Genomic DNA, 14,574 nt, shown 5'->3' with positions numbered 1-14,574 from the left:
CTGACCGTCGCCATCGGATGGCGCGCCGAGCCGGAAGAGGTGTCACCACGTGCCCGTCACCGCCGCTCCGACCGAACTGATCCCGGACACCGCCGCCCTGATCGGCGCCACCCGCACGGCCACCACCACCGGCGGCGTGCACGAGCACGTCTACGCCGCCGACGGACGCGTGACCGCAGCCGTGCCGCTGGGCGGCGCCGCCGAGATGGACGCGGCGGTCCGTGCCGCGGGGGAGGCCCTCGACGGCTGGCGGGCCACCCCCGGCAACGTACGCCGGGATCTGCTGCTCGCCCTGGCCGACCTGGTCGAGCGGCACGCCACCGAGCTGGGCGGGTTACAGACGCTGGAGAACGGCTGCCCCCGGCAGTTCGCCTCGGTGATGCCCCGGGTCGCCGTGGACCACCTGCGGTACAACGCCGGATGGGCGGACAAGGTCGGCGGCGAGGTCGTCCCGACGTGGCCGATCCGGGCCGTCGACTACACGCTGGACGAGCCGTACGGCGTGGTGGCCCTGATCATCCCCTGGAACGGCCCGCTGGTGTCGGTCGCGCAGATGCTCGGCCCGGCGCTCGCGGCCGGCAACACGATCGTGCTCAAGCCCTCCGAGCTGGCGCCGTTCACCGCGCTGCGCATCGGTGAGCTGGCTCTGGAGGCGGGCTTCCCGCCCGGCGTGCTCAACGTGGTGCCCGGCGGGGCAGCCGGCGGCGAGGCGCTGGTCCGCCACCCGGGCGTGGACAAGGTGCACTTCACCGGCGGCGGCGCCACCGCCCGGCGGATCCTCGCCACCGCCGCCGAGCGGCTCCTGCCGGTGGGCCTGGAACTGGGCGGCAAGTCGGCCCACGTCATCTTCGCCGACGCCGACGTGCGGATGGCGGCCCGGCTGGCGATGAGCGGCGTCGTCGCGCTCAGCGGCCAGGGCTGCGCCAACGGCACCCGGGTGCTGGTGCACTCGTCCGTCTACGACGAGGTGCTGCGGACCGTCGCCGCCCGGCTGGCCCGGGTGCCGCTCGGCGATCCCGCCGAGGACCGCACCATGATGGGCCCGGTCGTCAGCGAGCAGGCGTGCCACCGGATCCTGGGTGTGGTGGAGCGGGCCCGGGACAAGGGCCAGGGGCGGCTGGTGACCGGCGGCGAGCGCCTCGGCGGCGACCTCGGCGACGGGTACTTCATCGCGCCGACGGTGTTCGGGGAGGTCGACCCGGACAGCGAACTGGCGCAGGAGGAGATCTTCGGGCCGGTGCTGGCGTTCACCTCCTTCGACACCGAGGAGGAGGCGATCCGGCTGGCCAACGGCACCCGCTACGGACTCGGGGCGTACCTGCACACCACCGACCTGCGCACGGCGCACCGGGTGAGCCGCGCGGTGGCGGCGGGCAGTGTCTGGGTCAACGGGGTGCCCGGCGTGCTGCCCTCGGCCCCGTTCGGCGGGATGCGGCAGAGCGGCTGGGGTCGCATCGGCGGCGAGGCCGGCGTCCGGGAGTTCCTGCGGCCGAAGAACGTCTGGATTGCCGCCTGAGGCTGTCCCGGACCACCCGGAGAGCGTCACCCGTCTGACGGGCGGCCGACGGCCGCCCGTCAGACGACTACAGCCGCCAGGACCGGGTCGCCTCCTGCTCGGCCCACATCCGCGCGTACCGCCCGTCGCGGGCCAGGAGTTCGTCGTGCCGTCCCACCTCGACGACCTCGCCGGCGTCGAGGACCACGATCCGGTCGGCGTGCCGCACCGTGCCGAGCCGGTGCGCGACCACCAGCACCGTCCGGTCCCGGATCAGGCCGGACAGGGCCTGCTGGACGTGGCGCTCGTTGGTGGCGTCCATCGCGGCGGTCGGCTCGTCCAGCAGCACGATGGGCGCGTCCTTGAGGATGGCGCGGGCCAGCGACAACCGCTGCCGTTCACCACCGGACAGCGTGGCACCGCCCTCACCGACCAGGGTGTCCGCGCCCTGCGGCAGCCGCGCCACGATCTCGTCCACCCGGGCCTGCGCGGCGGCACGGTCCACCTCGTCGTCGTCGGCATCCGGTCGGCCGAACCGGATGTTGTCCCGCACCGACTCGCTGAACAGGTAGCTGTCCTGGAAGACGACGGTCACCGCGTCGAAGAGGGTTCCGCTGTCCAGTTCCCGGATGTCCACCCCGCCGATCCGGATCGCCCCGGAGTCCGGCGCGAAGAACTGGGCCAGCAGGTGCAGGCAGGTGGTCTTGCCGGCGCCGCTGCTGCCGACCAGCGCGGTCACCGTGCCGGCGGTGGCCTCGAAGCTGACCGACCGCAGCGCCGGCCGGGCCGCCCCCGGATAGGTGTAGGAGACGCGGTCGAACTCGACGTCGTGGCCCTGCGGCACCGGTCCGGCACGGACCTCCGCCGGCACCGGCTCGGCCAGCAGCGCGCCGAGCCGGTCCACGGCCGCCTCACCGACCCGTAGGCTCTCGGTCTGCTCACCCATCGCCCGCAACGGCCCGTGGATGCGCAGCGACAGCACCGCGAACACCAGGAAGGTGGCCGGTGCCAGGTCGCCGCCGATCAGCAGGAAGGCACCGGCCAGCAGGACCACCGGCAGCCCCAGCTCGATCACCGTCAGGAAGAGCACCAGCGGCACGACCAGCTTGTTGACCAGCCCGATACTCGCCTCCCGGTGCCGCACCAGGGCCTGTGCGAGACGGCTGGAGCGCTCACCCGTGGCACCGTGCGCGCGGGCCACCGCGATGCCCGAGACGTACTCCTGGAAGCGGGCCGCGGCCTGGCCGCTGGCCTGGGCGCGTTCGGCCGCGAGCCGGGCGAAGGTCCGCTGCGACCAGGCGTAGACCAGCATCGCCAGCGGAATGGTGGCCAGCGCGGCCAGGCCCATCCGCCAGTCCTCGACCAGCAGGCCCACCGCGATCACCAGCGGCAGCAGGGCCGCGCCGATGATGGTGGGTACGGCGCCGAAGACCACCGGCTCCAGTTCGCTGAGATGGTGCGTGACCAGTGCGGTGAGGTCGCCGGTCTGCCGCTTGGTGTGGTAGCCGAGCGGGAGCCGGCGCAGGTGCTCCAACGCCCGCAGGCGCAGCTCGCCGAGGAGTTCGAAGGAGGCCACCCAGCTCTGCCGCTGCGCGAGCAGGTCGAAGCCGAACTGGCCGACGGTCGCCGCCACCACGGCGACGCTCCACCAGAGCACCTCGCGTTGGCTGATCGGCGGCCCGCCGAGGTTGGCCTCGCGGAGTCGTTGCAGCACCACGACGAGCAGCCAGATCGGCACCGCGATGCAGACCGCCGCCGCCATCCGGGCGGCGATCCCCCACAGTTGCTGGCGACGCAGCCGGGGGTCGGACAGCTCCCACAGCCGGCGGATGAGGGCCACGGTGCGTCCGGCCACCGTGCCGACGGGCGGTGCGTCCGGTCGGCCGTCGGGAGGTGAGGTCAGGGTGCTCATCCGCGCGCTCCGCTCCGCTCGTCGCTGGCGCCGAGACTCCATCGGGCGCTGGTGGTGGCGTCGGCCCAGAGCCGCGCGTACGTGCCGTCGGCGGCCACCAGGTCGTCGTGGCGGCCGGTCTCGGCCACCCGGCCGTCGGTCAGCACCACGATCCGGTCGGCGTCGCGGATGGTGCTGAGCCGGTGCGCGATGACCAGCAGGGTGCGTCCGGTGGCGAGGTTCGCCACCGCCTGCTGGATGGCGATCTCGTTCTCCGGGTCGGTGGAGGCGGTCGCCTCGTCCAGCACGACCACCGGCGCGTCCTTGAGCAGGGCGCGGGCGATCGAGATGCGTTGCCGCTCGCCGCCGGAGAGGGTGGCGCCGCGCTCACCGACCACCGTGTCGTAGCCCTGCGGCAGGGAGAGGATGAAGTCGTGGCAGCGCGCCGCCCGGGCGGCCCGGTGCACGGTCTCGTCGTCGAGGTCGGGGCGTCCCAGGGTCAGGTTGGCCCGGACCGTGTCGTGGAACAGGAACGGGTCCTGGAAGACCACCGCGACCGTGTCCATGAGCTGGTCGACGGCCATGTCCCGGACGTCGACACCGCCCACCCGGACGCTGCCGGCGTCCACGTCGAAGAACCGGGAGACGAGGCGGGCGACGGTGCTCTTGCCCGAGCCGCTGGGGCCCACGACGGCGGTGACCCGGCCCGCCTCGGCGTGGATGCTCACCCCGTCGAGCGCCAGCCGGTCGGGGGTGTAGCCGAACGAGACGTCCGTCAGCTCGACCGAGGTCGGGCCGAGCGGCACCCGGTGGCCGGTGTCCGGCAGCGCCGGGCTGTTCAGCAGGGCGGCGATCTCGTCGGCGCCGAACCGCACCTGGCGCAACTGGGAGCTGTAGCCGGTGAGTTTGGTCAGTGGCGCGGTGTACCCGAGGGCGAGCAGCAGGAACAGCAGCAGTGTGGGCAGGTCGACCGCGCCGTCGCGGTAGAGCCAGAGCCCGACCGGCACGACGACGGCCACGTTGGCCGCCATCACCGTGAAGTACGCGGCCCCGCCGGGCAGGAAGGCCAGCCCCCAGCGGGTCTCCGAGTCGACGTACCGGCGGACCGCGTCGGTGGCCCGGGCCACCGTGTCGGTCTGCCGGTTGAACACCTTGACGGCCTTGATGCCGTGGAGGAACTCGGTGACCGCCTGGTTCATGGCCATCCCGGCGCCGTGCCACTGCGCCACCCACGCGCCCGAGCCCCGGGTGGCGTGCCGCATCGCCAGCATGGCCAGCGGGACGACCGCCACCGCCGCGAGCGCCAGCCGCCAGTCGATGACGAAGAGCCAGACGGTGGTGGCCGCGACCACGGTGATCGCGGCGACCGCGTCGGGCAGCATGTGCGCGACGAAGACCTCGACGCGTTCGACGTCCTCCATGGCGAGTTTGCCGACCCCGCCGCTGCCGCGCCGGGTCACCTCGCCCAGCGGCAGCACCGAGACGCGTTCGGCGATGCGCTGGCGCAGCCGGTGCAGCAGCCAGTACGCGCAGACGTGGCTGATCGCCAGGGCCCCGCCCATCAGCCCGGTGCCGGCCACGATGGCGACCAGCGCGACCACGGCGTACCGGATCAGGGAACCGCCGTCGGGGTCCGCCTCGGTGACCAGCTCGACCGCGACCCGGTAGGCCATCAGGTAGGGCACGAGTTGGCACGCCACCGCCGCGACGGCGAGCAGCACGGCCGAGGCGAGTCGGCCCCGTTGCGCCCGGACCAGTGATCGGAGCAGTTCCCGGCCGCCACCACCGGCGTCCGTGTCGGTACCGGCGGCCATCGCCCACCCCGTCTCGTCGGCGGTCGTCGGTCCCTTGAGGACCTCCCGAGCGGTGTAATGGTAGTCGTTATCGATCTCGCGAGACAGCTTCCCCGCCCGCAAATGTCGCCGACGGTGGGCCGACCGACCGCTCAGGGTGATCGACACCTGTCCGAACGGACCACCTCGGACACCGCCTCGACCTTGCGGCAAAGGTTCTCCCGCGCCGATTGAACCGATACACCGCCGCCGGCCGTACGTCTTGGGCGAAGGGAGTGGCCCATGAAGCGCATGACCCCGTTGCTCACCCTCCTCTCGGGGGCGGTGACGGCCGCCGTGCTGTTCACGATGAGTGCGCAGGCATCCCCGCCGGGAACCCAGCCCGCCGCCGGGAACGGACCGCCGGCCGCCGCGCCGGCACCGTCGCCCGGGATCGAGGACGACGTCGAGGCAGACGTCGACGGCGATGTGGACGACCCCGCCGAGCCGGAGGTGGACCCGGACGCCCCCGACGGCACCGACGGCGCACGACCGGGCGTGACCTCGCCACCGACCGACCGGGACCCGTCGTCGGCCGGTACCGAGGTCAACTCGGTGGAGCAGAACTGGATCGGCCAGCTCGAGAACGGCGCCACCATCGCGATCACCGTCAAGAACGGCAAGGCGGAGGCGTACGTCTGCGACGGTCGCGAGATGGAGGTGTGGCTCTCCGGCACGGTCCGCGACGGCAAGATCGAACTCACCGGCAAGGACGCCAAGCTCACCGGCGTGATCCGGGGCGATGTCGCCAGCGGCGAGATGGTCGTCGGCGTACGCCGGTGGAAGTTCACCGCCCGTCCCGAGGAGAAGACCGACGACGCTCCGGTGGTCAAGTCCGGTTCCGGCACCGCACCGGCGATCTACCGGGCCACCGAGGAGATCCGCGCGGCCGGCATCGACGGCGGTTGGATCATGCTGCCGGACGGCACCCAGATCGGCATCGTCACCTGGAACGGCAAGCCCATCCCGGCACCGCCGCTGGACCCGGCCTTCTTCACCACCAAGGTCAACGGAGTCACCATCACCGCCGCACCGGTCGTCCCCGGAGCACGGTGATGTCCCAGCACCGCCACAGCAGCGTCCGGACGGTGCCCCGCCGCCCCCGGGAGCCCTCGATGGAGGTGATGCGCGACCTCGACGGCCCGCCGCCGCCGAGCGCGCCGAGGCCACGACCGTCGATGGTGGTCCCGCTGCTGGTCGGGGCGGGGGTCGCGGTGGCGTTGGGGGTGTACGGCCGCACCCACACCCCGACCGGCATCGCGGTCAACGTGGCGGGGTTCTCCTCGCCGCTGACGGTGAAGGTGTGGCTGGGCACCGGCGCGGCCTTCTTCGCCGTCGTCCAACTGCTCTCGGCGCTGTCCATGTGGGGCCGGCTCGGCGGGTTCTCCCCGTCCTGGGCCGGCACCGCGCACCGCTGGTCGGGACGGATCGCCTTCCTGCTCACCGTCCCGGTCGCGGTGCACTGCCTGTACGCGCTCGGCTTCGCCGACTTCGACACCCGGGTGCTGATGCACTCCCTGCTGGGCTGCTTCTTCTTCGGCGCGTTCGCCACCAAGATGCTGACCCTGCCCAAGCGCGGACTCGCCGGCTGGGTGCTGCCGGTGGTCGGCGGGGTGGTGTTCGTGGCCCTGATCGGCATCTTCCTGACCTCGTCGGTCTGGTACTTCACCACGTTCGGTTTCCAGCTCTGACGGAAAGGCACCTCGGATGAACCACGAGCAGGCCGGCTGCTGCCGGTCGCGGCGGGCGATGCTGGCCGGCACCGGCGCGGTGGGCGTGGCCGCGCTGACCGGCTGCGCCACCTACGGCCAGCCGACGTCGGCTCCCCCGCCACCGCCGCCCGCCGCGAACCCCAGCGCCGACCCGTCCGCGTCGGGCGCGCCGGACGCCGGTGGTGGCCCGCCGGCCCTGGCCACCCTGGCCGACATCCCGGTCGGTGGTGGACAGATCTACGCCGACGCCGGGGTGGTGATCACCCAGCCGACGCCGGGGACCATCAAGGCGTACTCGTCGACCTGCACCCACCAGGGCTGCACGGTCACCGCGGTGACCAACGGCACCATCGTCTGCGCCTGCCACAACAGCGTGTTCGACATCGCCGACGGTACGGTGCGCAGCGGCCCGGCGGGGTCCCCGCTGCCCGCCGCGAACGTCTCCGTCGACGGGGACGCCATCCGGCTCGCCTGACCCGGACACGTCCCAGCGGCGCCGACACCAGGACGCGGCCCACCCAGGCCCGGGCCGCGCGGGGCCGTCCGGGGTGGCGTCGCGACACCGGACGGCCCCTGCCTCACCCGGGGGCGGGTGGGGCAGGGGTCCCGGAGCCTCGGCGGGCTCAGACCGCGAGCGCCTGGCGCACGGTCCGCTCCGCGCTCGCCCCGCCGTCGCCGGCCGAGGTGACCCGCCCCGACTCCAGTACGTGGTAGCGGTCGGCCACCCGCAGCGCGAAGCCGAGGTGCTGCTCGACCAGGAGCACGCTGAACCCGCGCTGCGCGATCAGCGCCACGATCCGCTCCTGGATCTCGGTCACCACCGACGGCTGGATGCCCTCGGTCGGCTCGTCGAGCATCAGCAGTCGGGGCCGGGTGATCAGGGCACGGGCGATGGCCAACTGCTGGCGCTGGCCACCGGAGAGCAGCCCGGCCCGGCGACGCAGCAGCCCGCGCAGCGCGGGGAACAGGTCCAGCACCTCGTCGGTGGCCGCCGCGCCGTCACGCCGACCGTCGGCGACCAGACGCAGGTTCTCCGCCGCCGTCAGGTGCGGGAAGCACTGCTGGCCCTGCGGCACGTAGGCGACACCTCGGGCGACCCGCTCGTGCGGGGCCAGCCGGGTGATGTCCACCCCGTCCAGCTCGACCCGACCGGCACTGGGACGCAGCAGGCCGGCGGCGACCCGCAGCAGGGTCGACTTGCCGGCGCCGTTGTGTCCGAGGACCGCCGACACCCCGTCGTCGGGCACCTCGACGTCGACGCCGTGCAGCACCCGGCTGCGCCCGTAGCCGGCGTGCACGCCGCGCAGACTGAGCATCATGCCTCCGTAGCCGTCGGAGCCGACCCTGCGTCGACCGGGTGACCGAGATAGACCTCCTGCACGCGCGGGTCGGCCTGCACCTGCGCCACGGTGCCCTCGCTGAGCACCCGACCGGCGTGCAGCACGGTGACCGTCCGCGCGAAGCGGCGCAGGAAGTCCATGTCGTGCTCGATCACCACCACCGTGCGGTCCTGGGCGACCTTCTCCAGCAGGCGGCCGGTGGCGTCGCGTTCCTCGTGACTCATGCCGGCCACCGGTTCGTCGAGCAGCAGCAGGCGGGCGTCCTGGACGAGCAGCATGCCGATCTCCAGCCACTGCTTCTGCCCGTGCGCGAGGGTGCCGGCGAGCTGCTCGGCCCGGTCGGCCAGGCCGATCACGTCGAGCGCCTCGGCCACCTCGTCGGGCACCCCGTGCCGGCGGCGCAGCAGCGTCGCCCAGCTCCGGCGGGCCCCGGCCGCGATGTCGAGGTTCTGCACCACGGTCAGTTCCTCGAACACCGTCGAGGTCTGGAACGTCCGACCGACGCCGAGGCGGCTGATCCGGTGCACCGGACGACCGAGCAGTTCCCGGTCGCCGAAGCGGACCGAGCCGGTGGCCCGGACCAGCCCGGTGACGGCGTCGACCAGGGTGGTCTTGCCGGCACCGTTGGGTCCGATGAGGAACCGGATGTCGCCGGGCGCGACGTCCAGGCTGACGCCGTCCACGGCGGTGAAACCGTCGAAGCTCACCCGCAGGTCACGCACGTAGAGCCCGTGTAGCTGCTCGCTCACGATGCCGCCTCCACCTTGCGCCGCCGTAGTCGCCCGAACGGACCGGGCCGCGGCCCGCCATCGGCGGGTGGGTCGGAGCGGCGGCGCACCAGGCCGACCAGCGACGCCAGACCGCCGGGCAGGAAGGCCACCACCACCACGAACAACAGGCCCTGGAGGTACGTCCAGGTGCCCGGGAACCGCTCCGACAGGGCGGTCCGGGCCCATGCCACCGCGATCGCGCCGAGGACCGGCCCGAGCAGGGTGGCGCGACCGCCGATGGCGACACCGATGACGAACTCGATGGAGGGCACGATGCCGATCAGCGCCGGTGAGATGATGCCGACCGCCGGGACGAACAGTGCCCCGGCCAGCCCGGCCATCCCCGCCGCCACCACGTACGCGACCAGTTTGACGGTGGCCGGGTCGTAGCCGAGGAAACGGACCCGTTCCTCGCCGTCGCGGACCGCGACGAGCAGTTCGCCGTAGCGGCTCTGCATCAGGTGCCGGGTCAGGGCCAGCAACGCCAACAGGGTACCGGCGATGATGAAGTAGACCATCCGCTGGTTGACCGGGTCGTCCAGGTCGTAGCCGAAGAAGCCCTGGATGTCGGTGAGGCCGTTGGTGCCGCCGGTGGTGCCCTGCTGGCCGATCAGCAGGATCACCATGGCGGCGGCGAGGGCCTGGCTGAGGATGGCGAAGTAGGCGCCCCGGACCCGGCGGCGGAACACCAGCGACCCGAGGACGAAGGCGACCGCCATCGGCAGCAGCACCGTGGCGGGCAGGGCGAACCACGGGCTGGCGAACGGGCGCCACCACAGCGGCAACTCGTCGAGTTGCCCGTACAGCATCATGAAGTCGGGCATGTTGCCCGGACCCGCGTCGGCGAGCTTGAGGTGCATGGCCATCGCGTAGCCGCCGAGGCCGAAGAAGACGCCCTGGCCGAGGGCGAGCATGCCGCCGCGTCCCCAGGCCAGGCCGATGCCGACCGCGACCATCGCCACGCAGAGGTACTTGGCCAGCAGGGACAGCCGGAAGTCGGAGAGCAGCAGCGGGGCGACGGCGAAGAGCAGGGCCGCGCCGAACGCGAACCCGGCGGCGGCCCGGAACCGGTGCCGGGACGGGCCGGCGGCCGGGGTGGCCGGCGGGGGCGCGGGGGCGGCGTCGGTGACGGGATCTCTGGCGACGGTGGTCATGCCAAACTCCTGGTACGCAGGGTGAACATGCCCTGGGGTCGCCACTGGAGGAACGCGACGATGGCGACGAACACCATCACCTTGGCGACGCTGAGGGTGGTCAGGTACTCGCCGGACGCCTGGAGCACACCCAGCGCGAAGGCGACGATCACGGTGCCCTTGAGCTGGCCGATGCCGCCGACCACGACGACCAGGAAGGCGTCGATGATCAGGTTGGTGCCCATGGTGGGACCGATCGGGCCGAGCAGGGTGAGCGCGACTCCGGCGATGCCGGCCAGGCCGGAGCCGATGAAGAAGGTCGTCCGGTCCACCCGGGCGGTGGCGATGCCGGAGACGGCGGCCAGGTCGCGGTTCTGCACCACGGCGCGGATCCGCCGCCCCAGCGGGGTGAGGCGCAACGCGAGGGTCAGCGCGACCACCGCGCCACCGGCCAGGGCCAGGATGAACAGCCGGTTGTTGGCGACGGTGATCCCGCCGGGCAGGGCGATGTTCCCGGTGAGCAGTTCCGGGGCGCGGGTCTGCACGTTCGGGCTGCCGAAGACATCCCGGGCGAGCTGTTGCAGGATCAGCGACACGCCCCAGGTGACCAGCAGCGTGTCCAGCGGCCGGGCGTAGAGGCGGCGGATCAGCAGGACCTCCAGCAGGACGCCCATCGTGCCGGCCACCACGAAGGCCACCGGCAGCGCCACCAGCAGCGACCAGCCGGCCGCGGTGATCACCTGTTGCAGGACGTAGGTGGTGTAGGCGCCGGCCATGATGAACTCGCCGTGCGCCATGTTGATCACGCCCATCTGGCCGAACGTGAGCGCCAGACCCAACGCGATCAGCAGCAGCACCGCGCCGATGCTGACGCCGGTGAAGAGTTGACCGATGAGAACTGTCACGGTGGGTACTCCGAACTGCGGGTGGGGGTCGGCCCGGACGGGACTCCTCCCGTCCGGGCCGTGGGACCGGGGCGTCGGTCAGCTCAGGCCGCCGGCCCAGGGGTAGCTCTTCAGGTACGGGTCCGGGGTGATCGGCTGGCCGGAGTTCCAGACCTCGGCGATCAGCCCGTCCGCGCCGACCTTGCCGACGCGGGCCGTCTTGGCGATGTGCTGCGTCGCACCGTCCACGGTGACCAGACCTTCCGGCGCCTCGAAGGTGATGCCGTCGGCGGCCTCCCGGACCTTCTCCACGTCGAACGTGCCGGCCTTCTCCACCATCGCCTTCCACAGGTGGACCGAGACGTACGCGGCCTCCATGGGGTCACTGGTCGGCTTGTCCGCGCCGTACTTGGCCTTGTACGCGGCCACGAACTTCTCGTTCGCCGCACCCGGCGTGGTCTGGTAGTAGTTCCAGGCGGTGAGCTGGCCTTCCAGGTACTGGGTGCCGATGCTCTTGACCTCCTCCTCGGCGATGGAGACCGAGACCACCGGCATGGTGGCCGCCGTCAACCCGGCGGACTTGTACTCCTTGAAGAACGCCACGTTGCTGTCGCCGTTGAGGGTGTTGAAGACGGCGTCCGCGCCGGCGGACTTCACCTTGTTGGTGATGGTGCCGAACTCGGTGGACCCGAGCGGGGCGTAGTCCTCCCCCAGCACCGTCATTCCGTTGGCCTCGGCGTACGCCTTGATGATTTTGTTCGCGGTGCGCGGGAAGACGTAGTCGGAGCCGACCAGATAGAGCGACTTGGCACCCTGCGCCTTCAGATACTCCAGCCCGGGAACGATCTGCTGGTTCGTGGTGGCACCGGTGTAGAAGATGTACGGAGACTGTTCCAGTCCCTCGTACTGCACGGGGTAGAACAGCAGCGCCTTGTTCTTCTCGAACACCGGCTTGACGGCCTTGCGGCTGGCCGAGGTCCAGCATCCGAAGACGGCGGCCACGCGGTCCTCACGGATCAGTTTCTCGGCCTTCTCGGCGAACGTCGGCCAGTCCGAGGCGCCGTCCTCGCCGACCGGCTGGATCTTCTTGCCGAGCACGCCACCGGCGCTGTTGATCTCCTCGATCGCCAGCGTGATCGCGTCGCGGACGGTCACCTCGCTGATGGCCATGGTGCCGGAGAGGGAGTTGAGCAGGCCCACCTTGACGGTGTCGCCGGAGACGTCGGCGCTGACGCCGGCGGAGGTGTTCCCATCGGTGGTCTTGCTGCCGCACGCGGCCAGTGCGGCTGCGGCGACCAGGGTCATGGCACCCGCCAGGATGCGGCGGCCCCGGATCAGTGTCATCAATGCTCCCTGCTTCGCGCCTGGGCGTCAGTCAGTGCCCGGGAACGTACGTCGGTCCCGGGTCGAGAAGTGCGGATCTGCGCGGTGCGGTGCGGTCCGTTGAGGTGCGTCGCGCTGCCTGGAACGACGGGTGGACGCCGACCCCGGCAGCGATTCGGATATCGGGCAGGGAAAGCTTCGATCCGCTTCATTGCGCGGATGTTTCCCGATCCTCAATAGACTGTTTCCGCTGACTGGCGCCGTTCACGGGAGCGGATACAGAAAATGCCGGAGCCCCGCCGCGAGGATCGACGGAATGGCACCGGCACAACAATATGAACCGCGACGACGGCAATTACCGATCATCGGCGGGTGGTTGGTCGCATCCCGACCGAGGGCCGGATACTTCACACAGGAAGTATCTTATGTGGCCGGCGCGCGACCCTGTCAAGGCACGGTCGGGTCACGCCACGGTCGGCCGGCTCAGAGTTCGGCGAGGACGGTGAAGTCCAGGCCGTCGGCCTCGGCCAGATAGATCCGCTGGCGTACGTGCCGACGACGCAACCGCAGCTCGCCGCGCGGCCCGTCGTACGACACCACGTCGGCGGACGCCTCCACCGCGCGGACGTCCAGCGTGCCGGCCTTGGCGATCAGGGCGGACAGCAGCATCACACCCTCGTAGCAGGACTCACCGAGGCTGCCCAGCGGCGGCGCCTCCAACCCGAACCGGCGGGCGAACTGACCGTGGAAGTCCAGATTCTCCGGCGTCACCAGCCCGGCGAAGAAGCCTGCCGTGCTGAACAGTCCCCGCGTGTTCGTCGCCCCGCTGGCCAACAGCATGTTCTCGTCCATCAGCGTGCTCAACCGCAGGCAGCGCTGGTCCAACCGGGACCGTGCGAAGGCCCGGTTGAACCGGACCGCGTCGGCACCGACCAGCAGCATCAGGACCGCGTCCGCGTCGCTGCGCTCGATACGTCGTAGCACCTCGACGAAGTCGTGCGTCTCCAACGGCAGGAAGTGGTGCCCGACCACCCGACCGCCGCTGTCCAGCGCGTACCGGTAGGCGGCACGGGTGGTCCGGCGCGGCCAGACGTAGTCGTTGCCCACCACGAACCAGCGACGGACCCCGAGGTCGGCGGCGAGCACCCGCATCGCCGGCCACAGCTGCGCGTCCGGCGTCTCGCTGGTCAGGAAGACCCCCTCGGTACGCTCGCCACCCTCGTACAGGGCGGTGTAGACGTACGGCACCCGGTGCGCGATGCGCGGCGCCACCGCCTGCCGGACCGACGAGATGTGCCAGCCGGTGACGCCCTGCACGGCGCCCGTCGACACCAACGCCTCCACCTCGGCGGCGACCTCGGCCGGTGGCGCACCGCCGTCGACCGGCACCAGCCGCAGCTCGCGGCCGAGCACCCCGCCGCGCTGGTTGACCTCCTCCATCGCGAGCTGGGCACACTGCTCGCAGCTCGGGCCGAACATGCCGGCCGGTCCGCGCATCGGGTACACCAGCGCGATGCTGACCACGCCCCGGTCGACGGTGAGCCAGGGCGCCCCGGCGGCGAGCCTCTCCCCCGCCTGCGGGCGCCCGTACCCCGGTGCCGGCGCGGACATGAACACATCGTGGCCGCAGCCGGGGATGATGACCAGACCTCCCCAGCAGACGGGACGTCTCGGTACGATGACTCGGCAACCGCCAGGCGGGAGTGCCATGTCAGACCTTCCCGGCTCCGCAGCCGACCTGCTTCCCCTGCTCACCCGCGCCGAGCGTCTGCTCGCCCGCCGGGTCGGTGGGGTGCTCGCCGTCGAGTCGCTCACCATCGAGGCGTGGCGGGTGCTCTGCCTGCTCGCCGACGGTCGGGGGCACCCGATGAGCGAGGTCGCCGCCGAGGCGTCCCTGCCCCCGGGCACCCTGACCAAGCTGGTCGACCAGCTCGTGGACCGCAACCTGGTGTTCCGGCGGGTCGACCCGTTCGACCGGCGACGCATCCGGGCGTACCTGACCGACCGGGGGCGACGCGAGCACGAGCGGATCGCCGCGCGGGTCCACACCGACCTGTCCGGGCTGACCGCCTCCGGTGACGCGGACCTGGCCGGGCACCTGGACGACCTGATCGGACGGCTGGAGCCGGACCGCCGCCCGGCCCCCACCCGGGTCTGACGCCGCCACCGGCCGGCGGGCGGGCGGGCGGGTCAC

General features: G+C 72.1%; 13 protein-coding genes. 5 read left to right on the top strand and 8 right to left on the bottom strand.

Annotated features, from left to right (window positions below; genetic code table 11):
* Positions 1-49: 49 nt before the first annotated feature.
* Positions 50-1,516 carry an aldehyde dehydrogenase family protein gene (locus ABZ738_RS09425; RefSeq protein ID WP_131054162.1) on the top strand — a complete coding sequence of 489 codons (1,467 nt, stop codon included), beginning with the start codon at positions 50-52 and terminating at the stop codon, positions 1,514-1,516.
* A 67-nt stretch (positions 1,517-1,583) separates the two neighbouring features.
* On the opposite strand, the gene ABZ738_RS09420 is transcribed toward ABZ738_RS09425, so the two are convergent.
* Together ABZ738_RS09420 and ABZ738_RS09415 are read right to left on the bottom strand one after the other, a co-directional pair.
* Positions 1,584-3,407: an ABC transporter ATP-binding protein gene (locus tag ABZ738_RS09420; RefSeq protein ID WP_357212126.1), complete on the bottom strand. Its 1,824-nt coding sequence runs from the start codon at positions 3,405-3,407 to the stop codon at positions 1,584-1,586.
* Positions 3,404-5,200 (bottom strand): ABC transporter ATP-binding protein, encoded by a 1,797-nt coding sequence (locus ABZ738_RS09415; protein WP_131054160.1) that lies wholly within the window; start codon positions 5,198-5,200, stop codon positions 3,404-3,406. Before ABZ738_RS09415 ends, ABZ738_RS09420 begins: the two co-directional genes overlap by 4 nt.
* Positions 5,201-5,461: 261 nt before the next feature.
* Here ABZ738_RS09415 and ABZ738_RS09410 point away from each other — a divergent pair, with 261 nt between their 5' ends.
* The 3 genes from ABZ738_RS09410 (at position 5,462) to ABZ738_RS09400 (ending at position 7,405) form a co-directional block, all read left to right on the top strand.
* The gene (locus ABZ738_RS09410) at positions 5,462-6,274 is read left to right on the top strand and encodes a hypothetical protein (RefSeq protein WP_131054159.1); all 813 of its coding nucleotides are present in this window, start codon (positions 5,462-5,464) and stop codon (positions 6,272-6,274) included.
* Between the two features lie 68 nt (positions 6,275-6,342).
* Entirely contained in the window at positions 6,343-6,909 is a 567-nt protein-coding gene (locus tag ABZ738_RS09405) for a DUF6529 family protein (RefSeq protein ID WP_236145824.1), read from the top strand.
* Positions 6,910-6,925: 16 nt separating this feature from the next.
* Positions 6,926-7,405, top strand: coding sequence for a Rieske (2Fe-2S) protein (locus tag ABZ738_RS09400; protein WP_176094267.1), 480 nt, complete (start codon positions 6,926-6,928; stop codon positions 7,403-7,405).
* A 148-nt stretch (positions 7,406-7,553) separates the two neighbouring features.
* Here the strand turns inward: ABZ738_RS09400 and urtE are convergent, their stop codons facing one another.
* The 6 genes from urtE to ABZ738_RS09370 form a co-directional block, all read right to left on the bottom strand.
* The gene (urtE, locus tag ABZ738_RS09395) at positions 7,554-8,249 is read right to left on the bottom strand and encodes an urea ABC transporter ATP-binding subunit UrtE (RefSeq protein ID WP_254876885.1); all 696 of its coding nucleotides are present in this window, start codon (positions 8,247-8,249) and stop codon (positions 7,554-7,556) included.
* Complete coding sequence (gene urtD / locus ABZ738_RS09390; RefSeq protein ID WP_131057573.1) at positions 8,246-9,019, bottom strand: urea ABC transporter ATP-binding protein UrtD; 774 nt, start codon at positions 9,017-9,019, stop codon at positions 8,246-8,248. The genes urtE and urtD overlap by 4 nt, the downstream gene beginning before the upstream one ends.
* On the bottom strand, positions 9,016-10,194 hold the full coding sequence (gene urtC, locus ABZ738_RS09385; RefSeq protein ID WP_357212122.1) for an urea ABC transporter permease subunit UrtC: 1,179 nt from the start codon (positions 10,192-10,194) through the stop codon (positions 9,016-9,018). The genes urtD and urtC overlap by 4 nt, the downstream gene beginning before the upstream one ends.
* The gene (gene urtB, locus ABZ738_RS09380; protein ID WP_131056678.1) at positions 10,191-11,078 is read right to left on the bottom strand and encodes an urea ABC transporter permease subunit UrtB; all 888 of its coding nucleotides are present in this window, start codon (positions 11,076-11,078) and stop codon (positions 10,191-10,193) included. The genes urtC and urtB overlap by 4 nt, the downstream gene beginning before the upstream one ends.
* A 78-nt stretch (positions 11,079-11,156) precedes the next feature.
* Entirely contained in the window at positions 11,157-12,401 is a 1,245-nt protein-coding gene (gene urtA, locus ABZ738_RS09375; RefSeq protein WP_176094271.1) for an urea ABC transporter substrate-binding protein, read from the bottom strand.
* 462 nt (positions 12,402-12,863) lie between these two features.
* Positions 12,864-13,991 (bottom strand): substrate-binding domain-containing protein, encoded by a 1,128-nt coding sequence (locus tag ABZ738_RS09370; RefSeq protein WP_236145985.1) that lies wholly within the window; start codon positions 13,989-13,991, stop codon positions 12,864-12,866.
* 97 nt (positions 13,992-14,088) lie between these two features.
* On the opposite strand from ABZ738_RS09370, the gene ABZ738_RS09365 reads away from it, so the two are divergent.
* Positions 14,089-14,538, top strand: coding sequence for a MarR family transcriptional regulator (locus ABZ738_RS09365; protein WP_176094272.1), 450 nt, complete (start codon positions 14,089-14,091; stop codon positions 14,536-14,538).
* Positions 14,539-14,574 lie beyond the last annotated feature (36 nt).

The sequence above is a fragment of the Micromonospora sp. NPDC047793 genome (assembly GCF_040642635.1).
Taxonomy (GTDB): Bacteria; Actinomycetota; Actinomycetes; order Mycobacteriales; family Micromonosporaceae; genus Micromonospora.
Note: the sequence above shows the minus strand (reverse complement) of the source record. Positions and strands in the feature narration are given on the sequence as shown.

Coding starts and splice junctions, on each gene's coding strand:
- ABZ738_RS09420 (WP_357212126.1), bottom strand. CDS start 3,407: ATGAGCACCCTGACCTCACCTCCCGACGGCCGACCGGACGCACCGCCC.
- ABZ738_RS09415 (WP_131054160.1), bottom strand. CDS start 5,200: ATGGCCGCCGGTACCGACACGGACGCCGGTGGTGGCGGCCGGGAACTG.
- ABZ738_RS09410 (WP_131054159.1), top strand. CDS start 5,462: ATGAAGCGCATGACCCCGTTGCTCACCCTCCTCTCGGGGGCGGTGACG.
- ABZ738_RS09405 (WP_236145824.1), top strand. CDS start 6,343: ATGCGCGACCTCGACGGCCCGCCGCCGCCGAGCGCGCCGAGGCCACGA.
- ABZ738_RS09400 (WP_176094267.1), top strand. CDS start 6,926: ATGAACCACGAGCAGGCCGGCTGCTGCCGGTCGCGGCGGGCGATGCTG.
- urtE (WP_254876885.1), bottom strand. CDS start 8,249: ATGATGCTCAGTCTGCGCGGCGTGCACGCCGGCTACGGGCGCAGCCGG.
- urtC (WP_357212122.1), bottom strand. CDS start 10,194: ATGACCACCGTCGCCAGAGATCCCGTCACCGACGCCGCCCCCGCGCCC.
- urtA (WP_176094271.1), bottom strand. CDS start 12,401: ATGACACTGATCCGGGGCCGCCGCATCCTGGCGGGTGCCATGACCCTG.
- ABZ738_RS09370 (WP_236145985.1), bottom strand. CDS start 13,991: ATGTCCGCGCCGGCACCGGGGTACGGGCGCCCGCAGGCGGGGGAGAGG.
- ABZ738_RS09365 (WP_176094272.1), top strand. CDS start 14,089: ATGTCAGACCTTCCCGGCTCCGCAGCCGACCTGCTTCCCCTGCTCACC.